We start from the raw sequence: 20,913 nt of genomic DNA on the forward strand, positions 1-20,913 counted from the left end.
TCAATGGCAGAATGGCCCCGGACACGGATCTGCCCGCCACGGACGCAGAGGCGTTCCGGGGCGGGCAGATCGAGCGGAGAGGGCAGGCTTCAGGATTTCGGATCGGCGGCGGGCTGGAACGACTTGCCGTCGACCTTGAGGGTGTAGGGGGCGTATTGGGTCACCATGCCGGTGGGCTCGTCGTAGGAGACGATCGCGACCACCTTCGGATAGTGGCGCACCCTGGCGGCGTCACGCAGCGCGACCACCTTGGCCTTCCCGTCGGCCAGGCCGACCAGGGTCACCTGCCAGTTGCCCACCGGAACCGGGCGGATCTCGGTCGGCGACTTCCAGCCGTCCAGCCTGTCGTCACCGACCGATGTGGCACCCACCTTGACGTCCGAGATGTGCCAGCCGCCGATGCTGACGGCGCTGTCGCTGACATAGCGGAACCCGAGGAAGATCTGCTTTCCGGTGTACGCCTTGAGGTCGTAACTCAGGGTGACGTCAGCGGCCTTCCCGGTGATCGCCTGTCCGAGCGGCCCCTCGATGGTCCTGTCGCCCTTCAGCATCTGGTAGCTCTTGCCACCGTCCGCCGACACCGTGACGTACCCGAAGTCGAACTTGTCCTCGAGACCGTAAGTGGTCTTGAACCGCAGCACCGGGTCGGTGGCCGGCACGTCGACCGTCCGCACCGCGGCCGCGTCCGTGCTCGGGGTGTTGCCGGAGAAGAGCATCCCGGCGTCCATCGTCCAGGCCAGCGGCGTCGGCGGCAGCGACCGCGCGCCGTCGAACGTGACGGTCCGCCACTCGTCCGGCAGGCGCAGGAAGTCGGCACCGTTCGGCGCCGCGCCCGCCGCGCCGAAGGCGGACGAGTTGTCGAGGTTCACGGTGGACCGGACGCTGCGCGAGGTCACCCGCTGACGCGGTGCGCCCCGGACCACGCCGCCCGGCTCGTCGACGACCTTGTCGATCAGGGTCATGACCTGGAAGTCGTGGAGCATGTCGTGCAGCTTCACCCCGTCCGGCAGGGCGGCCTCGACCGCGGCGAGACCGTGGTTCTCCTTGTCCTTGTGCAGCGTGGTGAGCAGCTTCGCGCCGAAGCGGTCACGCAGGTAGAGCATCAGCTGATACGTGATGCCGTAATCGGCCAGGATCTCGTCCGGCTCGCCCTCGGACCACAGGTTGAGCGAGTTGGACGGGCCGCCGCACTCCCGCGGATTCGGGTTGTAGGCGGTCCTCACGTTGCCGAAACCCTGGTAACAGGCCAGGTGATTGTCGAACCCGCGATGGCGTACCCCCGCCGTGGTGTTGGCGTAACCGGCGAGGCTCTGTGCATAGTCGGCCAGGCCCTCGCTGATCCACACCTCCTCGTCCGGGTCGGTGTAGTAGGCGAGCAGGTGCTGCCACTCGTGGGCGAACGTCGACTCGTACATGCGGGGCCGGGAGGGCCGGCTGAGACACAGGTCGTCGTTCGGCTCGTGCGGGGGTTCGGCCCCGGTCCGATGCGCCCAGTCGTAAGCGTCGATCGTGATCACGTTGCGGTCGAACAGCTCGTTGAGCTGCTCGGAGAAGAAGCCGGAGATGTACGTCTGCCGCTTCGGGAAGTCGTAGAAGTTGTCGTCGCGGATGTTGTCGACCAGGGTCACGGTCCGGTTGCCGGCCCCGCTGAAGTCGCCGGGCAGCCCTGGATTGGCGCCGCCGCGGTCCGGCGGCGTGCTGAAGGCCTTGGTCTCCCGGGGGTAGATGACCTCGTCGAACTCGCGTACCAGCGCCTTCACCTGCGTGTCGGTGACCTCGGTGGCGTTCTTGCGGCAGTCCCCCTCGGGGAAGGCCAGATCGTTGGCCACCCAGACCTCGATGTGCTCCCCGACGCCGCGGAGCGTGTAGTCCTTGCGGTAGACGTCCCCGTCGATCTCATTGAGTCCGGCCCAGCTGCGGACGGTGCCGACCTCGGGGGTCCGCACCGCGCTCCGCGCGCTGGGCCGGGGTTCGTAACTGGCGACGGGGAGCGGCTCACCGTCGAGAGTGAGCCGGTCCAGGTCCGGTTCGCGGGTCTCCGCCTCGAACGGCAATGGTGCCGGGGTGCTCGGGACGGGCCGGGGAACGGTCGGTGGCGCGGCCGGCGCCGGGCCAGCTAGCAACGGGATGGAAGCGGTAATTGCCGCGAAGCTGGCAAATAGGGTACGCGTCACGTCTCGGGACGCTACCTCCGATCGCCGGATCGTGACGCCAACACCGGCCGTTGTGGATCAGGAAACCTCCCGGCGGAGCACACGCCAGCCTCCGAGCAGCAGCGGAAGCACCACCCAGACCACGGTCGAGACCGCCATCCGGGCCCACTCGCCCGAGGTCATGTCCGCCTCCATCGTCGCCTGCGAGGTCACGTTGAGGTCCAGCCACGCGGACGCATCGGCCAGGGCGCGGATGCTTCCTCCCAGGATCGACCAGACCGTCGGAAGGGCGAAGAAGACGACGATCGCCAGCGGAGTGTTCAGCAGCAGGGCGCCGAACGCGTTGCCCATCAGAACGAAGATCACCTGGAACAGCAGCGTCTGCCAGATCAGCGACGGATCCAGGCTCCACGCCCCGTCACCGCCGAACGCCGGGGCCAGCGCGTTCGCACCCGCGGCCAGGATCGCCGTGGCCGCCGTCGCGGCGATCGCGATCAGCGCGCCCGCGCCCACCTTGGCCAGCAGCACCCGCGCGCGGGCCGGTACCAGCGTGAACGTGGCCAGCGCCGTGCGCTGGGACCACTCGCTGGTCACCGACAGGATGCCGAGCACCGGCAGCAGCACGGCCGACGGCGCCAGACCGAAGGTGTAGAACGCGGTGAACGTCATCTCCTCGTCCTCGGCCCAGCCCAGCAGGATCGCCGACGTGGCCACGGTGGCGAATCCGATCACGATCAGCAGCCACATGCCCGCCCGCGTGTCGGCGAGCTTGCGCAGCTCGACCATGGTCAGTCTGGTCAGCGGCACCGGAGCGGCGGCGGACGCGGGCAGTGTCGTCGGGGTGGTCGAGACGGGCGCGGTCATCGGAAGGCCTCCTCGGAGTCGATCGGGGACACGGGGACATCCGCCGTGCCGGCGGGCGCACAGGCCCGGGTGGGCGCGGTCCGCGCCATTGCGCGAGCAGCCGGGACGAAGCCGCTCATCGGGCGGCCTTCTCCGGCTCGGCGCCCGCGGTCAGCCGCAGGAACATCTCCTCGAGCCCGCCGCTGCCCGCCGGCCGCAGCTCCAGCAGCACGACGCCCGCGGCCGCGGCCGCCTGCCCGATCGTCTGCGCGTCCGCCGGCACCAGGACACTGCCGTCGGCCGATGTCGTGCCGGTCAGCCCCATGCGCTGCAGCAGGGCGTCGAGCGCAGCCGGGTCGGTGGTGCGCACCATCGTGCCGGCGGCGCCGAGCAGGGCCTCCTTGTCGCCCTGGGTGAGGATCCGCCCGTTGCCGATGACCACCAGCCGGTCGGCGACGACCTCGACCTCACGCAGCAGGTGCGAGGAGAGCAGCACCGTGCCGCCCCGGTCGGCGAAACCGCGCAGCAGCCCGCGCATCCAGTGGATGCCCTCCGGGTCCAGGCCGTTCGCCGGCTCGTCCAGCACCAGCACGGCCGGATCGCCGAGCATCGCGTACGCCAGGCCCAGCCGCTGCCGCATGCCCAGCGAGTACGCCCGGACCCGCCGTTTCGCCGCCGTACCGTCAAGACCCACCCGGGCCAGCCGGTCGGGCACCCGGGCGGTGTCCAGTCCCATCGTGATCGCCGCCAGCGCGAGCACCTCACGCCCGGTGCGCCCGGCGTGCTGCGCCGAGGCGTCGAGCAGCACCCCGACGTGCCTGCCCGGATTGCCGAGCCGCCGGTACGCCACACCGCTGACGGTGGCACGGCCGGAGCTCGGCGGGGTCAGACCGCAGATCATCCGCAACGTGGTGGACTTGCCGGCGCCGTTGGGCCCGAGGAAGCCGGTCACCGTACCCGGCTCACAGGTGAACGACACGCCATCGACGGCGCGCTGTGCCCCGTACGTCTTGGTGAGGTTCTCGACCGTAATCATGCACCCAGCGTGAGTGAGGCGCGGTGGCGGCCGCTTCGGCCGAGAGTCGATGCCGGCAAACCTTGGTCTATGCCGCAGTATCGACTTTGGTCGGTATCGGCTGGTGGCCGCCCGCCCGTAAAGTCGATCCCGTGGAAGCGTCGTTGCCGGAGTACCGCTGGTTGTGGCCGTCCGCGCTGGCCGCGGACCCGGCGGGGCCGCTGACCGCCCGCCGCTCCACGCGCGACTGGGTGGTCGACGCACTCTGCTTCGTGCTCGGCCTGGGATGCACCGTCCTGATCACCGTGGAGCTGCTCGACCCCGCCTCGGCGACGGCGCAGGCGTGGGGACAGACCCCGCACTGGCTGATCGTGACCGACGCGGTGGGCAGCACCGTCGCGGCCGTCGCCCTCTGGTGGCGGCGTCGCTTCCTGGCCGTGCTGGCCCTCTACCTGCTGCTGATGGCCACGTTCTCGATGGCCAGCGGTGTCACTCTGCTGATCGTCGTGTTCACCGTCGCCGTGCACCGCAGATTCACGGTGCTCGCGGGTTATGTGCTCGTGGTCATCGCGGCCAACGCCGTCTTCCCGGCCGCGCGGCCGGAGCCCGGCATGGGCTACTGGGAGGCGTTCGGCTGGGGCGCTGCGTTGACGATCATCGCGGCCCTGTGGGGCATGCTCGTCCGCGGCCGCCGCCAGCTGATCGTCACCTGGCGTGACCGTGCTGAGCGTGCCGAGTCCGAGCAGCGGCTGCGCATCGCCCAGGCCCGCGTCCTGGAACGGACCCGGATCGCCCGGGAGATGCACGACGTGCTCGCGCACCGGATCTCGCTGCTCAGCCTGCACGCCGGCGCCCTGGAGTTCCGGCCGGGAGCCCCGCCCGAGGAGATCGCCGGTGCCGCCGCGGTCGTGCGTTCCAGCGCCCACCAGGCACTGCAGGACCTCCGGGCGGTGATCGGGGTGCTGCGCACCGGCCAGCCGGAGGACGAGCAGACCCCCGAGCGGCCACAACCCACACTCAGCGCGCTGCCCGCGCTGGCCGACGAGTCCCGGTCCGCCGGTGTCAAGGTCCGGCTCGAGATCGGCCCCGAGCCCGAGACCGTTCCCGCCGCGACCGGCCGTGCGGCGTACCGGATCATTCAGGAAGGCCTGACGAATGCGCGTAAGCACGCACCCGGAGCCGCCGTGCGCGTCACGGTCGGCGGGGCGGCCGGTGACGGTTTGAGCATCGATGTCCGTAACCCGATGCCGGTCTCCGTCCCGGCCACACCCATCCCGGGCACCGGCATGGGCCTGATCGGGCTCGCCGAACGCGCCCTGCTGGCCGGCGGCCACCTCGAACACGGCCGGACCGGTGACGATTTCGTCGTCACCGCGTGGCTGCCATGGCCGGCATGAGCCCGATCCGGGTGCTCATCGTCGACGACGACGCTTTGGTCCGGGCCGGACTGTCCATGATCCTCTCCGGCGATGAGGAGGTCACCGTCGTCGGCCAGGCAGCCGACGGCTCCGAGGTCCCCGATGCGGTCGCCCGGCTCGACCCCGATGTCGTGCTGATGGACATCCGCATGCCCGGCGTCGACGGGCTCGCCGCCACCGAAGCGCTGCGACGCCGGCCCGGTGCTCCCGAGGTGCTGGTGCTGACCACGTTCGACGCCGACGAGTTCGTGCTGCGTGCGCTGCGGGCCGGTGCCAGCGGGTTCCTGCTCAAGGACACCCCGCCTGGCCAGATCCGGGACGCGGTACTGAGGGTCGCCCAGGGTGAGGCGACCCTGTCGCCGAGCATCACCCGGCAGCTGATCGCCCATGTCGCGGCCGGGACCCCACCCGAGCGGGGCGGCGCCGAGCAGCTGCTCGGCAGGCTGAGCGTCCGCGAGCGGGAGGTGGCGCTCGCGATCGCGCAGGGCAGGTCCAACGCGGAGATCTCGGGCCAGCTGCACATGTCGGTCGCGACGGTGAAAGCGCACGTCTCGCGTGTGCTGACCAAGCTCGACCTCAACAACCGGGTCCAGGTGGCGCTGCTTGTCCACGACGCCGGCCTGGCCTGAGCCGGCCCGGGGTCAGCTCAGCGTCTGGGTGAGTTCGTTGCGGTCACCGGTCAGCACGACGCGGCCGTGGGCGCCGTTGACGATCGGCAGGTACGGCGCCACGTGCCCGCACTCGACGTCGGCCACGATCGGCACGCCGAGACCGCCGAGCGCGTCGAGCACCGCCTCCCGCTGGGTCAGACCGCCGGTCGCCGGGCCGCTGGTACGCCCCACGAGCACGGCACGGGCGTCGTCGAAGAAGCCGTTGAGCCGCATGCCGTGCAGGTTGCGGCAGATCGTCGCCGCGTCGTCGCCGGCCGCCTCGACATAGACGAGCAGCCCGTCCGGCGCGTGCCGCCGGGCGAAGGACGACACGTCGGCATAGCGGGTGCCGGCCAGGTTGCACAGCGTCTCGATGCACCCGCCGATCAGCCGTCCCTCGACATCGACGTCCCCCGTGCCGTCCAGCCGGCTCCAGCGGCCCTCGGCGTCCAGCACGAACTCGTCCACGCCGGGGTCGGTGCGGTAGTCGACCCAGCCCTTGTCCCGGTAACGGCCCGGCGACACCTGGCTGAACGTCTCGCCCGGCGGCAGGGCCACGATGTCGAGCCAGGACAGCAGACCCGCCGGAGGACGGTACGGCGTGTCCATCAGATTGTTGCCGTGCACCGTGGCCACCCCGCTGAGCAGGGTGAACGGCGTGATGATCGTCGACATGTCGGAGTAACCGACCAGCCAGGTCGGCTCGGCCGCACCCAGCGCGTCCCAGTCGAGCAGTGGTAGCAGGTCGATCGCGGTCTCGCCGCCCCACGGCGGAACGACGGCCCTGATCGCCGGATCGGTCAGCATCGAGGTCAGCTCTGCCGCGCGCTCGGCGGCGGGCGCGCTCACGTGCCGGGCGCCGTCCATGCATTCGCCGACGACGACCTCGTAACCGCGCTCGCGTACGACATCGATCGCCACCCGCAACCGCGCGCGCATGTCGTCGTCGACGCCGCTCGACGGGGAAGTGACGCCGATGCGGTCACCGGGGCGCAGCGGGGCCGGATACCTGATCGTCATATCGGGATCCTGACATGACCGGAAAGCATCACCGCCACGGGGAACGCCGCTACTCGAACAGGGAGTGGTCGCGACCGCCCTCGATCCGCGCGCGGGCCCGCCGCCGCAGCTGGATCACCACGGCGTCGACGGCCGCGGCGACCGCCCACGCGGCCAGCAGCCAGCCCGGAACGGCCCAGCCGGCGCGGAACAGCAGCACGGAAAGGACCGTGCACACCACGAGGCCGAACAGCGCGAGGACCAGCCGCAGGTTCAGCGGGCTGTACGGCTCCTCGACGGTGCCGCGGCGGCCGTGCGGTTGCGGTGCGAGTGGCATCCCGGAAATCTACCCGGCCTTCCGGTGGCGAAACGACGCGCGCCGGCATTTCCTAGATCAATTGAGCGTTCCAGCGACAACAACCATTCATGATCGACATTTTTCTATATCGCTGACGCGCGGTGAGGGCCATGATGGAGGCCGGTCATCGATTCATCATCGATTCGACACGGGAGGCGCCATGTCCCAACCGGAAAGGAAGCTCGGCACTTGGCCGATCTTCATCATCGCGGTCTCCGCGATGACCCCGCTCACCGTAGTCGCCGGAGCCCTGCCGCTCGGCTACGGCCAGGTGGAAGAGAAGGGCATTCCGGTGGCGTACATGCTGGTCGCCGCCGTTCTCGGAGTGTTCGCGGTCGGGCTCGCCGCGATGGCACGACACGTTCCCAACAGCGGTGCCTTCTACGCGTACGCATCGATCGGCATCTCCCGGCCCGTCGGTGTGGGCACCGCCTTCGTGGCGTTGCTGGCCTACAACGCGATGCAGATCGGTCTCTACGGCGCATTCGGCGTGGCCACGCACAACGCTTTGGCGATCTTCGGTATCGAGATCTCGTGGATCATCTGTGCGTTGATCGGCTGGGCCGTGATCGCGATTCTCGGCCGCCTCGACATCGATCTCAACGCGCGTATTCTGACCGTCCTGGTCTGCGCCGAGGTGCTCATCGTGCTGATCTTCGACGCCGTCATGATCGGCAATCCGGCCGGCGGCACGGTCACCTTCGACACCCTCAATCCCGCGCTGATCGCCACCGCCGGTGGTGTGTCGCTGCTCGTCGCCGCGATCGCCGGCATGGTCGGTTTCGAGGCGCCGCTGGTCTACGCCGCCGAGGCCCGCGACCCGCGCCGCACGATCGCCCGCGCCATCGGCTACACGCTGCTGGTCGCGGCGGTGCTCTACGGCGGCACGGCCTGGGCGATGTCGGTCGTGGCCGGGCCCGACAACATCGTCGCGGTCGCCGGGGAGCACCTGTCCGACCTCTTCTTCTTCCTGCCCGAGCCGTACCTGCCGACGGTCGTCCTCGACATCGGCCAGGTCTTCTTCGCCACCAGCCTGTTCGCCGCGATGCTCGCCTTCCACCACACCGTGGCCCGCTACGCGCTGACCGTCGCCCGCGAGGGTGTGCTGCCCGCGAGCCTCGCCCGCACCCGCGACGGCGTACCGGTCGCGGCGTCCCTGGCCCAGTCCGCGCTGGCCGTGGTCGTTCTGGTGATCTTCGCGATCGCCGTGTGGAACCCGACGACCGACCTCTTCTTCTTCGGCACCGTCTCCGGCGGCCTCGGCGTGCTGGTCCTCATGACGATCGCGGCCATAGCGGTGATCCGCTTCTTCCGCCGGGGTCCCCTCGGCGAGACCCGTTGGCGACGCGCGATCGCACCCTGGATCTCGGCCGTCTTCCTCTCCCTGGTGCTTCTGGTCACGATCGCCTTCTTCGGCGAACTCCTCGACACCGACAACCCCGCCAAGATCTGGTCGCCGATCCTGTCATTCCTGCTGGCGCTGGTCGCCGGCATCATCTGGGGCCGCAAACTACGCCGCGAACGTCCTGACGTCTTCGCCGTCATCGGCACCGGCCGTCCGCCGCTGGCCCCCGGCGAAACGCCCCCGGCGGTGGTGACCGACGGCGACCCCGTCCCCGCCCCGACGAACCCCGGGCAAGCGGAGGCGTCCTCCACGTCGATCGAGGCCGGCGGCCCTCCGCCAGCGTCGATCGACACGGACGACACCCCTGCCGGCCCGGCCAAAGCCGGCGACACCTCGACCGCTCCGGTCGAGGCCGATGAAGCCCCGCCGGGTTCACTCAACGCCGACGAGGCTCCCGCCACGCCCACGGACAAGAGCGACGCGACCACCACGGATCCCGACCTCGGCGAGGCACCAGACGTTGCTTCCGGCAAAACCGACCTTGTGGGTACGCCGGAAGCGCCCAGCCGTCCGTCGACACCACGTAAGCGCACCTCGACCAGGCAGGGCGCCCGCCGTCCAGCGACTGGCCCGGCCGCCTCCGCGGCGACTGGCCCGGCCACCTCCGCGGCGACTGGCCCGGCCGCCTCCGCTGCCACCGGAGAGCCGTCGGCGAACGGCGTGACCGAGGCCGTGCCCTCCGCACCGCAGGCCGGCCCGTTGCCGACCGGAACCACGCCTGAAGCCGGTTCGCCCGCGGCCGGCCCGGTAGATGAGACGCCGCCGTCCACGGGTGAACCCGCGGCGAATAGTTCAGCCGGCGAAGGAACACCCGAGGGCGAGACGGCGGCCGCCGCCGGTGGAAGTGGCATTCCCGCCGGAGAGGCCGCGGCGAACGGCCTGGCCGGCGACGGCACACCTGCGGGAGCACCGGCAGTGCGTGGAACTACCGGGGGAGCGCCGCCGGTGCCGGGAACTGACGGCGGAGCACAGGCGGCGAGCGGACCTGCTGAGGGCGACACGGCAGCGCCGCGTGCACGCGCCGGCCGCCGCCCGGCCCCGCGTCAGCGCCGTCCGCAACCCTCGGACACCACCGCCACGGCAGACCCGGAGGCCTCCGACGACTAGAGAGCTTTCGCCGTCGGGGTTCCCGGCCCGTCAGCCGCATCCGACTGAGCCGTTGTGGCGCCCGGTCGGCTGATGGCCTGGCGTTACCGTCGTGGGCCCCGGGGTCGCGGGGGTCGGTTACCGCCGCGACCCGGTGCTGGACGATCAACTAGGGCCGTTTTCGGAGCCGGGCTCCGGGATATCGCTGCCTCCGGCCCGGTAAAGGATTCGCCGACCACGGCTGGGCGATCAAGCGGCCTGGGGAAGGGTTCGCCGGGCATGGCTGGGCGATCGGGCGGCCTGGGGAAGGGTTCGCCGACCACGGCTGGGCGATCAAGCGGCCTGGGGAAGGGTTCGCCGGGGATGGCTGGGCGATCGGGCGGCCTGGGGAAGGGTTCGCCGGGCATGGCTGGGCGATCAACAGCCCAAGGAAGGGTTCGCCGGGCATGGCTGGGCGGTCAACAGCCCGCGGAAGGGTTCGCCGGGCATGGCTGGGCGGTCAACAGCCCAAGGAAGGGTTCGCCGGGCATGGCTGGGCGATCAGGCGGCCTGGGACAGGGCTATCCCCACCAGCCCCAACCAGACCCTGACCGTAAAAGGTGTCCAGAAGGCTCTCGCAGTCGACCGTCCACCCCGCCAGCCGTCCCTCAACCAGGGAACCCCTGTGCGATCACGTGCCTCGATCACGGCTCGCGGGCCTGCCGGAGACCTGATCCCAGAGTCTCTCCAGAGAGCTTCCGGGATCAAGGTCTGCCGGGAACCGCGAGCCGCACCTGAGTCCGGTAGACGCGGGAAGCGCTCGCAGCCTGGGACGGGCCGTGGTGAATCCTGGGCGCGAAGCGCTGCCGGGGGCGGGGCACCCTGGTCACGCAAGATGGCGGGTGAGGATGCGGGGCGGGTGGTCTCGGCTTCGTATGGTCTACGGCAGGTGGGCGGGCCAGGCGTGCAGGTGGACCAGGGGCGGGCGGGTGGGGTGTGCTGACTGCGGTCAAGAGGATCGGTGTGGGGCCTGATGGGGTCGTACGGTCCGGGTGGAAGGTGGCCGGGTTCTTCGGGCTCTGCGTCGCCTCGGTCATGGGCGCCGCGGTTCTTGTCGGCATGTTCGGTCCGGCCTGGGCGTTGCGGGACGGTCAGCCGTGGCCGGTGGTGGCGGTCAGTGCGCTGCTCATCGTCGGGGTCACCGGGCTGTGCCTGCGGTTCGAAGGGCGCAGCTGGGCCGACGCCGGACTACTGCCGGATCGGGTCCGGCTGGGTCAGCTGGCCGCCGGGATGGCCGGTGGCCTCGTCCTGGTCGGTGGTCTCGCCTGGATGCTGATGCTCGGCGGGGTGCTCCACTGGGAGCCGAACCGGCCGTTCACCACCTCGCTCATGGTGTCCGGCACGCTCTATTTCGTGTGCGCGGTGCTGGTCGAGGAACTGGTGTTCCGGGGCTATGCGCTGCGGCGGCTCGCTGAGGGGATCGGCGCGACGGCGGCCGTGGTGGTCCTGGCGGTGATCTTCGGTGGCTACCACCTGCTCAGCGTCGGTTCAAGCGTCACGGTGAAGGACGGCGGCGCCGAGCTTGCGTGGACGGCTGTCGGGCCGCTGGTCGGTGCGATCGTCTTCGGGTTCGCCGCGGTGCGTACCGGTGGGATCGCGTTGCCGCTCGGACTTCACCTGGGATGGAACTGGACCCAGTGGCATTTCTTCACGTTCCCCGCCGACGACAATCCGGTCGGGCTGTGGACGCCGCTGGTGTCGGCTCACCTTGCCGGTGACCCGGCCCCGTTCCGGGTCGGCTACCTGGTCACGATGGGCCTGGCCGTCGCGGCGATCGCCGTCATGACCCGTCGGCCACAGCATCCTTTCACCGCCCTCGCACCCCGCCTGCCGTAGGCAAACGCGGCAGGCGGAAGGAGGGGCGGCCGGTCGGCCCCGCCTCCGTGGGGTGGTGCCGTGAGCAACGTGGATGGAGCAACACCACGCTGGCGCGGCATGCAGAAAGGCGCGGGGACCGCCGGTGGCGGCCCCCGCGTAGTGGTCAGTTCTGGGCGTGATGATCGTTGGACGAAGAGGCGCGGAGGCTGCCCGCGTGGGCCTTCAGCGACGGGTCGCGCGACGACTTGATGAGGCTGGCGACCGTGGTGACGATCAGGATGCCGATGATCACCGTGAGGGAGACAGGCGTCGAGACCTCGGGGACCGACTCGTTGATGTCCTTGTGGGCCCAGTGCAGGATCAGCTTGACGCCGATGAACGCGAGGATCAGCGACAGGCCGGTGGACAGGTAGACGAGGCGGTCGAGCAGGCCCTTGACCAGGAAGAACAGGGCTCGCAGGCCAAGCAGGGCGAAGGCGTTCGCGACGAAGACGATGTACGCCGACTCGGTCACGCCGAACACCGCGGGAATCGAGTCGAGTGCGAACAGCAGGTCGGTGCCGCCGATGGCCAGGAGCACCAGGAACAGCGGGGTGACCATGCGCTTGCCGTCGATGCGGGTGATCATCTTGCCCTCGACGTAGTCCTCGGTCACCGGCAGGAAGCGGCGACCGGCCTTGACAAGCGCGTTCTCGCCGACGTCGGGATCCTCGTCACGGTGTCGGAAGAGCTGCACCGCGGTGTAAAGAAGGATCAGGCCGAAGACCAGGAACATGAACGAGAAGGCGCTAAGCAGGGCGGCGCCGAGCACGATGAAGATCACCCGGAGGATCAGAGCGATGATGATCCCGAAGGTGAGCACCTCCTGCTGGTAGCGCTCGGGCACGGCGAACGTGGTCATGATGATGACGAAGACGAACAGATTGTCGACTGACAGGCTTTTCTCGACGATGTACCCGGCGAAGTACTCGGTACCGAAGTCCCAGCCGTAGACACTCCCGAAGACGACGCCGAAGATGATGGCGACGGCGATGTAGAAGATCGACCAGGCGGCGGCTTCACGGAAGCCGACGACGTGTGGACGGAGCACCCCGAGAGTCAAATCGAGGGCGAGCAGGGCGACGATGACACCGATAGTGACGATCCACCCCAGCGCGGAGACCTCAAGCATGCTTCACAGGATCTCCAAAGATTCTGCAAACATCCTGAGAAGCGGCCTCATCCCACCAGGAAAGAACGTTTCGCGAGGCCCATCCAGAAGCCGTCGATAGGCTGCGCCGGCGCCTGACCGGGGTCCTGGGATGCACCCAGGGTGAGGAACATCGGCGCGAAGTGCTCGATGGTCGGATGTGCGTACGGCATGCCGGGAGCGCGCTCACGGAAGTCGGCCAGTTCGTCGACGGCTCCGCGAGCCAGGGTCTCGGCGGTCCAGGCGTCGAACTCGCGTGACCAGCCGGGCGCGGCCGCGTCGGGGCGCCAGTCGCGCAGGAACGGCAGGCCGTGGGTGGTGAACCCGGAGCCGATGATGAGCACGTCCTCGTCGCGCAGCGGGGCCAGCCGGCGGCCCAGGTCGAGCAGGGCGTCGGGCTCGAGGGTCGGCAGCGACATCTGCAGGACGGGAATGTCGGCGTTGGGGTACATGACGGTGAGCGGCACATACGCTCCGTGATCAAGACCGCGTGTGGTGCGGGCCACTGTCTGGTGATCGGGCATGAGGGCGGCGACCCGGTCGGCCAGGGCGGGTGCGCCTGGCGCCCCGTACTGCACCTCGTAGTAGCGCTGCGCGAAACCGCCGAAGTCGTACACGAGCGGCACGGTGTCGGTGGCGCCGAGCATCAGCGGCGCGGACTCCCAGTGTGCCGAGGCCACGAGGATCGCTTTCGGTCGCGGCAGGTCGGCGGCGAGCTCCTGTAGCTGCGCCACCCACGTGGCGTCATCGACCAGCGGCGGGGCGCCGTGGCTGAGGAAGAGGGCGGGCATCGACATGGCTGCCTCCGTTGAAGCTTCAAGTATTTGTATCCTCAGCGTACGCCGGTTTAGTTGTAGCCGCAACTAAATCCGGTATTGACGCGGCGAGGGTCCCGTAATTACATCGAAACCAGGCCCGAACCCAGCGTCGCCGGTCCGTTACCGCTGGGTGACCCAGGCGAAGGGACCGCGCATGACCCCTCGAGGCGGCGATGCGCTCCGTCTACGTTGCCGGAGCGATCGCCGCCTCGCGGCAGGGGCGGCAGCAAAGAGGGCGGCAGCAGAGCGAGCGGCAGCAGAGCGAGTGGCAGAGGCGGCACCAGAGCGAGTGGCAGAGGCGCGGGAAGACAGCCCATGACCCGGGTCAACCCGCTCGTTCCCCGGGGCAGCTCGGCCGAACGGCCCTTCGACGTCGTGGTCACCCCTGAGAACGCCGGCTGGGAATACAGCAGCCTGCGCGTGGTCCACCTGCCGGTCGGCGGGCGGGTCCGCTTCCCCACCGGGTGCGACGAGATGCTGGTGGTGCCCCTGGCCGGCGGCTGCGACGTGGCCTGCGACGACGAGCGGCTCACCCTGACCGGCCGCCGATCGGTGTTCTCCCGGGTCACCGACTTCGCCTACCTGCCACGCGGGACCCAGGTGACTCTGCGGGCCCCGAACGGGGGACGTTTCGCGCTGCCGGCCGCCCGCGCCGACCGCACGCTGCCGTTCCGCTACGGCGCCGCCGAGGACGTCCCGGTCGAGCTGCGCGGCGCCGGCCAGGCCAGCCGCCAGGTCAACAACCTTTGCACCCCCGACACGTTCGAGACCGACCGGCTGATCGCCTGCGAGGTGCTCACCCCGGGCGGCAACTGGTCGTCCTACCCGCCGCACAAGCACGACGAGCAGGGCGACGGCGAGTGCAGCCTGGAGGAGATCTACTACTTCGAGGTGGCCGGCTCCCCGGCCGGCGGGCACGGCTGCGGCTACCAGCGGGTCTACGGCCACCCGGACCGTCCGATCGACGTCTGCGCCGAGGTGCGCAGCGGCGACGTCGTGCTCATCCCGTACGGCTGGCACGGCCCGTCGATGGCCGCGCCCGGTTACGACCTGTACTACCTGAACGTGATGGCCGGCCCCGGTGAGCGGCGCTGGCTGGTCCGTGACGACCCGGCGCACGGCTGGGTGCGCGGACGCTGGGCCGCCGAACGGGTCGACTCGCGGCTGCCCCTCACCTCAGTACGCGAAAAGAGGCGATAGTGCGCGGTGAAAAGGTGACAGTGCGCGGGGAGTGCCGAGCGTGAAGCAGCGGCTCACGGTCGGTCAGGCCGTGGTGCGTTTCCTGGCGAACCAGTGGACCGAACGCGACGGCGTCGAGCAGCGGGCGGTCGCCGGGTTCCTCGGTGTCCTGGGGCACGGCAACGTGGCCGGAATCGGTCAGGCGCTGCTGCAGGCTCAGCGCACGGGATCGCCCGACATGCCGTTCCGGGTGTCCCGTAACGAGCAGGCCATGGTGCATACGGCCACCGGTTACGCGCGGATGCGCAACCGTCTGTCGGCGATGGCCTGCACCGCCTCGATCGGTCCCGGCTCGACGAACATGCTCACCGGCGCGGCCCTGGCCACGGTCAGCCGGCTGCCGGTCCTGCTGCTGCCGTCGGACGGTTTCGTGTCCCGGCTCAGCAGCCCGGTCCTGCAGGAACTGGAGGATCCGCGGGCCGGTGACGTCTCGGTCAACGACGCGTTCCGGCCGCTGTCGCGGTTCTTCGACCGCGTCCAGCGGCCCGAGCAGCTGCCGTCCGCGCTGCTCAGCGCGATGCGCGTACTCACCGATCCGGTGGAGACCGGTGCGGTCACGCTCTGCTTACCCCAGGACCTTCAGACGGAGGCGTACGACTACCCGGACGAACTCTTCGCGAAGAGAGTCTGGCACGTACCCCGCCAGGTCCCGGATCCCCTGGCGGTGGAACGGGCGGCCGCCGTGATCCGGGGTGCGCACCGGCCCCTGATCATCGCCGGTGGTGGAGTGATCTACTCGGAGGCCTCCGCCGCCCTGGACCGGTTCGCCCGCGAGACCGGCATCCCGGTCGCCGACACCCAGGCCGGCAAGGGCGCGCTGAGCTGGGATCATCCGAACGCGGTCGGCGGGGTGGGCGCGACCGGCAACCCGGTGGCGAACCGGCTCGCCCGCAACGCCGACGTGGTGATCGGTGTCGGCACCCGCTACACCGACGTCACGACGGCGTCGCACACCGCCTTCCAGCGGCCCGACGTACGGTTCGTGAACCTCAACGTGACCGGCTTCGACGCGGGGAAACTGTCCGCGTCGCCGCTGGTCGGCGATGCCCGCGCGGGACTGAACGCGCTGCTCCCGGCACTGCACGGGCGCCGCTTCACCGGTGACTTCTCCGAGGACGTGGCGGCGTGGCGGGTGGCGGTCGATCACGCGTACCGGGGCCGGGGCGCACCCGGGGAGCTGCCCACCCAGGCCGAGGTGATCGGGGTGGTGAACGAGGCCTGCGGCGCCCGCGACGTCGTGGTGCAGTCGGCCGGCAGCCTGCCCGGCGACCTGCAGCGGCTGTGGCGGGCCCGCGACCCGAAGCAGTATCACGTCGAACACGGTTACGCCTGCACGGGCTTCGAGATCGCCGGCGCCCTCGGTATCAAGCTCGCGGAACCCGGCCGGGAGGTGTTCGCCCTGGTCGGCGACGGCTCATACCTGACCATGGCGCAGGAGCTCGTCACCGCGATCGCCGAGCACCTGAAACTGATCGTGATCGTCCTGCAGAACCACGGGTCGGCGTCCATCGGCGCCCTGTCCGAGCAGGTCGGTTCGCAGGGTTTCGGCACCGGCCACCGGTATCGCAACCAGCGCAGCGGCGACTACGACGGCGCCCGCCTGCCGGTCGACCTGGCCGCCAACGCCGAGAGCCTGGGCGCCGCGGTGATCCGCTGCCGCGGCATCGCCGACCTCGTCGAGGGCCTGAAACACGCGCGTGAGTCGGAGCGGCTGACCGTGCTGCACATCGAGACCGACCCGGAGCCGTCGGCGCCCGCGTCGGAGTCCTGGTGGGAGGTGCCGGTCGCCGAGGTCGCCACTCTGCACAGCACCCGCAGCGCCCGGGCCGAACACCTCGCCGGCAAACGCGACCAGCGCCACCACCTGCGACCGGGAGGGCTGTGAGATGGCCATCATCGAGCACTGGATCAACGGGCGTCACACCGGCGGCGCCTCCACCCGGCGCGGGCCGGTCTGGCAGCCGGCCACCGGTCGCCGGCAGCACGAGGTGCTGCTCGCCCCGGCCGCCGACGTGGACACCGCCGTGCGCGCCGCGACCGAGGCGTTCACCGAGTGGAGCCAGGCCTCGCTCAGTCAGCGCACGCGTGTCCTGTTCGCCTTCCGGGAGCTGGTGAACGCGCAGGCCGGGCGGCTCGCTGAGATCGTCTCGGACGAGCACGGCAAGGTGCTCTCCGACGCGGCCGGCGAGGTGCAGCGCGGTCTCGAGGTGATCGAGTTCGCGTGCGGTATCCCGCAACTGCTCAAAGGATCGTTCTCGGACCAGGCGTCGGCCGGTGTGGACGTGTTCAGCTTCCGCGAGCCGCTCGGTGTGGTCGCCGGGATCACCCCGTTCAACTTCCCGGCCATGGTGCCCATGTGGATGCACCCGATCGCCATCGCCTGCGGCAACACGTTCCTCCTCAAACCCAGCGAGCGCGACCCGTCGCCGGCCGGGTTCGTCGCCGAGTTGTGGCAGCGTGCGGGCCTGCCCGACGGGGTCTTCAACGTCGTGCACGGCGACAGGGAGGCGGTCGACGCGATCCTCGCCCATCCGGGCATCGCGGCGGTGTCGTTCGTCGGCTCGACCCCGATCGCCCGGTACATCCACGAGCACGCGACCGCCGCGGGCAAGCGGGTGCAGGCGCTCGGCGGCGCCAAGAACCACGCCGTCGTGCTGCCCGACGCGGACCCGTCGTTCGTGGCGGAACACCTGGTCGCGTCGGCTTTCGGGTCGGCGGGGGAACGGTGCATGGCCATTTCGGCGGCGGTCCTGGTCGGCGACGCGGAGCGGGTCGTCGACGAGGTGGCGCAACGGGCCGCGGCGATCAGAGTCGGTCCGGGTGACGATCCGGGCAGCGAGATGGGCCCGGTCATCACGGCGGCCGCGAAGGAGCGGATCGAGAACCTCATCGGTGCGGGGGCGCGGCAGGGCGCGACGGTCACGGCCGACGGCCGGGGGCTGAAGATTCCGGGGTACGAGGAAGGCTTCTTCGTGGGCCCGACGGTCCTCGACCGGGTGACCCCCGAGATGGACGTGTACCGCGAGGAGATCTTCGGGCCGGTGCTCTCGGTCGTGCGGGCGTCCGCCGTGGACGAGGCGATCGCGCTGATCAACAGCAATCCGTACGGCAACGGCACCGCAGTCTTCACGAACAGCGGGGAGGCCGCGCGCCGGTTCCAGCGTGGCGTGCGCGTCGGCATGATCGGGGTCAACGTGCCGATCCCGGTGCCGATGGCGTACTACTCGTTCGGCGGGTGGAAGGACTCGCTGTTCGGGCAGAGCCCCATCTACGGTCCCGACGGGGTCGCCTTCTACACCCGGAACAAGGTCGTCACCCAGCGCTGGCCGATGGCGTCCGCGTTCTCCGAGGCGTCCCTGCATTTCCCGACCGCCCGGTGATCGCGCTCTGTCCGTACCCGAGCATGGTCTGAAGTCTTTGACATGATCGTCGGATGTCTGTGACCGCGGCATGCCGAGCACCTGTTCGCGACGCTCGGGATCGAGGATGCGGTCTGGTGGAAACGCCGCGACGAACTGACCTACGGGTTCGCCACCTGTTCCTGTCGGCGGACTCGCTTGGCCGCCTCGGGGAACAGTGGCGCACCGGCACGCTGATGGACCCGGCGTTCCGGGCGGAGATGATGCGCGCGCAGACCGCGGGCGGGCCGCCGGAGGGGCTCGGTTACGGCTACGGGATCTGGGTGGCCGACGACTACGTGATGGCCGGCGGCTGGGCCGGGCAGCACGTGCTCGTGCTGCCCGGCGCCGTCGTCGTCACCACCGGTGACCCCCGGCACTCACCCGGCCCGCCGCCCAGCGACGAGCTGCCAGCGGACTGGCTGCCCGCCCTCGGCCTGATCCGGGAACACCTGCTGCCGTTGCTCTAGCGGTGGGGCAGGACCAGGACCTGGCCCGGGAAGATCCGGTCCGGGTCCGAGACGACGTCCCGGTTCAGGTTGAAGATCTCCCGCCAGCGGTTCTCGTTGCCGAGCTGTTCGCGGGCGATCTTCGACAGCGAGTCACCGGGCTCGACCGTGTAGAGCTTCGGGATCGGGCCGGTCGGTGTGGCCGGGGGCAGGAACAGCACCTGACCGGGGAAGATCCGGTTCGGGTTCTGGATCGTGGCGCGGTTGAGCACGAAGATCTCCGGCCAGCGGGCCTCGTCGCCCAGTCTGTCGCGGGCGATCTTGGACAGGGTGTCGCCGCGCTGAACCGTGTACGTGCGCGGCTGCTCGCCGCCCGGCAGCACCTTGGCCAGGCGCAACAGGTCGGCCAGCTCGTACGTGCCCGGCTTGGCCGCGGGGAGCGTCGGCTTCCAGCCCGGCTGCTTGAGGATCGAGTCCTCGCTGCGGCGGACCAGCCCGACGAGCACCTCGGCGACGATCGTGCTGCCGACCGGGCCCAGGTGTGCGCCGTCGTGCAGGGCCTTCGCTTCTGCCAGGACGTAGTACCAGAGCGGGGTACGGGTCAGGAACTCGCTTCCGTCGAGGGCGGCGCGCTGGGCGTCGGACCCGGCGGCCTGGCGGATCTGGTCCTTGCTGAGCACCCGGACGCCGAGCAGGTCGGCGACGGCCTGGCCGGTGGGCAGCCGCAGGCGGTAGCCGCGCAGCAGGTTGCGCACCGCGAGGCGGCCGGCGTCGTCGGGCAGCGGGGTGCCCGACTCGTCCTTCAGCCGGAACAGGGCGCCGCCGTTGAGCGCCGCCAGATTCGTGTCGATCTTGCGGGTCTTCATCACGGCGTCACCGGAGCCGACGATGTTCTCCCACTCGATGATCCAGTTCTCCGGCAGGCCGTCGGCCGGTTCCAGCCCCAGGTCCTCGCCGAGCTGGCCGCTCAGCGCCGTGAACACGAACAGCAGGTCCAGGCTGCCCGGCGGGCGGGTGCCGACCCGGAAGTTCGAGTTGAAGTTGTAGACACTGCGGATCATCGAGTGCCCGAACCGGTAGGCGGCCACCGCGAACTCGATCGGCATGAAGAACGGCTCGGCGTACGGATTGAACCACCGGTTGCCGTTGACCACCACGTCGTCGACGATCTTCGGGTCGGCGATCCGCTTCAGGAAGTCGTGCACCACGATGTGCTGGTAGTGCTGGCGCAGGGTGCGCCGCGCCTCCCGGAACGGCAGTCCCTGGTCGATCAGCGCGTTGTGCGCCTTCAGGAACGCCACGTGCAGCTGCGAGATGATCGTGTTCTCGTCGTTGCGGGGATCGCCGATCAGTGCGGCCCGGTCGTGCTTGATGTCAGCGCTGCGCGGCTCGCGCGGCAGGTCGTTGTCGTCGCCCTTGCCCTTCGGCCGGGCCAGCGGCGCCGGGTTAGGGTTCGGCGGGTTCGACAGGGTGATGTCGTGGACCTTGCCGAGCAGCAGCCGGTCCTCGTTGGCCGGGTCGCGCGGCGCGGGCGGCCCGTAGACGCTGTCCAGGTCTAGTGTGGCCGAACGCTGATTGCGCAGCACCTTGCGGATCTGTTCGAGGGGCAGCGGCGTCATGGCCGGGTCGAGGAGGACCTTCATGGTGCCGGAGCCGAGGCCCTGCTTCTCGTTGTCGATCTCGAGCGTGATGTCGTGGTCGATGAACTGGCCGAGATAGGTGTAGGCGGCCGGAATCGGGCTGTCGTCGTCGCGGTTCTCGTCGTCGGTCATCGCCTGACCGAGCCGCTTCAGCTTCGCGGGCGTGTCCGGTAACCGTGGCAGCAGGTTCGCCTCATCGTCCTGCAGGGTCGGGAAGAGCAGGTCGAACGGGTGCGTCGCGACGGGCGGTGCCAGCGCGAAGGCCAACTGCGACCGCGCGGCGAACTCGGCGAGTTCCTTCTTCGCCCTATCGATGTCATCGTCGGTGATCGGGCGGCCGTGTCCGAGACGAGGCATGGTGATCCCCTCTGATCAGTGCGAATGAGTGGTGACGCA

At 70.1% G+C, this 20,913-nt stretch carries 16 protein-coding genes; 8 read left to right on the plus strand and 8 right to left on the minus strand.

Translation table 11 applies throughout. The annotated features are described in order from the left end of the window. Positions 1-89: 89 nt before the first annotated feature. The 3 genes from CLV67_RS34645 to CLV67_RS34655 all read right to left on the minus strand — a co-directional run bounded on the left by CLV67_RS34645 (position 90) and on the right by CLV67_RS34655 (position 4,032). Positions 90-2,174, minus strand: coding sequence for a M6 family metallopeptidase (locus CLV67_RS34645; RefSeq protein WP_106326067.1), 2,085 nt, complete (start codon positions 2,172-2,174; stop codon positions 90-92). Positions 2,175-2,231: 57 nt separating this feature from the next. Beyond that, positions 2,232-3,017 carry an ABC transporter permease gene (locus CLV67_RS34650; RefSeq protein ID WP_106326069.1) on the minus strand — a complete coding sequence of 262 codons (786 nt, stop codon included), beginning with the start codon at positions 3,015-3,017 and terminating at the stop codon, positions 2,232-2,234. Between the two features lie 115 nt (positions 3,018-3,132). Continuing rightward, the gene (locus tag CLV67_RS34655; protein WP_106326071.1) at positions 3,133-4,032 is read right to left on the minus strand and encodes an ABC transporter ATP-binding protein; all 900 of its coding nucleotides are present in this window, start codon (positions 4,030-4,032) and stop codon (positions 3,133-3,135) included. 161 nt (positions 4,033-4,193) lie between these two features. On the opposite strand from CLV67_RS34655, the gene CLV67_RS34660 reads away from it, so the two are divergent. Both CLV67_RS34660 and CLV67_RS34665 read left to right on the plus strand, forming a co-directional pair. Beyond that, complete coding sequence (locus tag CLV67_RS34660; RefSeq protein WP_428839494.1) at positions 4,194-5,408, plus strand: sensor histidine kinase; 1,215 nt, start codon at positions 4,194-4,196, stop codon at positions 5,406-5,408. After that, a complete protein-coding gene (locus CLV67_RS34665) occupies positions 5,396-6,058 on the plus strand; it encodes a response regulator (protein ID WP_373873160.1) in 663 nt (220 codons plus the stop codon). Before CLV67_RS34660 ends, CLV67_RS34665 begins: the two co-directional genes overlap by 13 nt. Positions 6,059-6,070: 12 nt before the next feature. Here CLV67_RS34665 and CLV67_RS34670 read toward each other — a convergent pair whose 3' ends face one another. Further along, positions 6,071-7,099, minus strand: coding sequence for a S66 family peptidase (locus tag CLV67_RS34670; RefSeq protein ID WP_106326075.1), 1,029 nt, complete (start codon positions 7,097-7,099; stop codon positions 6,071-6,073). A 49-nt stretch (positions 7,100-7,148) separates the two neighbouring features. Continuing rightward, positions 7,149-7,415 carry a hypothetical protein gene (locus tag CLV67_RS34675; protein WP_106326077.1) on the minus strand — a complete coding sequence of 89 codons (267 nt, stop codon included), beginning with the start codon at positions 7,413-7,415 and terminating at the stop codon, positions 7,149-7,151. Positions 7,416-7,476: 61 nt separating this feature from the next. On the opposite strand from CLV67_RS34675, the gene CLV67_RS53795 reads away from it, so the two are divergent. Next, positions 7,477-9,948 carry an APC family permease gene (locus CLV67_RS53795; RefSeq protein WP_239166348.1) on the plus strand — a complete coding sequence of 824 codons (2,472 nt, stop codon included), beginning with the start codon at positions 7,477-7,479 and terminating at the stop codon, positions 9,946-9,948. 981 nt (positions 9,949-10,929) lie between these two features. Next, positions 10,930-11,802 (plus strand): CPBP family intramembrane glutamic endopeptidase, encoded by an 873-nt coding sequence (locus CLV67_RS34685; protein ID WP_146169400.1) that lies wholly within the window; start codon positions 10,930-10,932, stop codon positions 11,800-11,802. 145 nt (positions 11,803-11,947) lie between these two features. Here the strand turns inward: CLV67_RS34685 and CLV67_RS34690 are convergent, their stop codons facing one another. Next, a complete protein-coding gene (locus CLV67_RS34690) occupies positions 11,948-12,955 on the minus strand; it encodes a TerC family protein (protein ID WP_106326082.1) in 1,008 nt (335 codons plus the stop codon). Positions 12,956-13,002: 47 nt separating this feature from the next. Then, a complete protein-coding gene (locus tag CLV67_RS34695; RefSeq protein WP_203737130.1) occupies positions 13,003-13,770 on the minus strand; it encodes a dioxygenase family protein in 768 nt (255 codons plus the stop codon). A gap of 336 nt (positions 13,771-14,106) precedes the next feature. On the opposite strand from CLV67_RS34695, the gene iolB reads away from it, so the two are divergent. The 4 genes from iolB (at position 14,107) to CLV67_RS34715 (ending at position 18,898) form a co-directional block, all read left to right on the plus strand. Continuing rightward, positions 14,107-14,991: a 5-deoxy-glucuronate isomerase gene (gene iolB / locus CLV67_RS34700; RefSeq protein WP_106326084.1), complete on the plus strand. Its 885-nt coding sequence runs from the start codon at positions 14,107-14,109 to the stop codon at positions 14,989-14,991. Between the two features lie 40 nt (positions 14,992-15,031). Then, positions 15,032-16,915 carry a 3D-(3,5/4)-trihydroxycyclohexane-1,2-dione acylhydrolase (decyclizing) gene (iolD, locus tag CLV67_RS34705; RefSeq protein WP_106326175.1) on the plus strand — a complete coding sequence of 628 codons (1,884 nt, stop codon included), beginning with the start codon at positions 15,032-15,034 and terminating at the stop codon, positions 16,913-16,915. A gap of 1 nt (position 16,916) precedes the next feature. Beyond that, entirely contained in the window at positions 16,917-18,410 is a 1,494-nt protein-coding gene (locus tag CLV67_RS34710; RefSeq protein ID WP_106326086.1) for a CoA-acylating methylmalonate-semialdehyde dehydrogenase, read from the plus strand. A 116-nt stretch (positions 18,411-18,526) separates the two neighbouring features. Continuing rightward, complete coding sequence (locus CLV67_RS34715; RefSeq protein WP_146169401.1) at positions 18,527-18,898, plus strand: beta-lactamase family protein; 372 nt, start codon at positions 18,527-18,529, stop codon at positions 18,896-18,898. Here the strand turns inward: CLV67_RS34715 and CLV67_RS34720 are convergent. Then, positions 18,895-20,874, minus strand: coding sequence for a LysM peptidoglycan-binding domain-containing protein (locus CLV67_RS34720; RefSeq protein WP_106326090.1), 1,980 nt, complete (start codon positions 20,872-20,874; stop codon positions 18,895-18,897). The genes CLV67_RS34715 and CLV67_RS34720 overlap by 4 nt on opposite strands. Positions 20,875-20,913 lie beyond the last annotated feature (39 nt).

The sequence above is a fragment of the Actinoplanes italicus genome, assembly GCF_003001815.1.
GTDB classification, from domain to species: Bacteria; Actinomycetota; Actinomycetes; order Mycobacteriales; family Micromonosporaceae; genus Actinoplanes; species Actinoplanes italicus.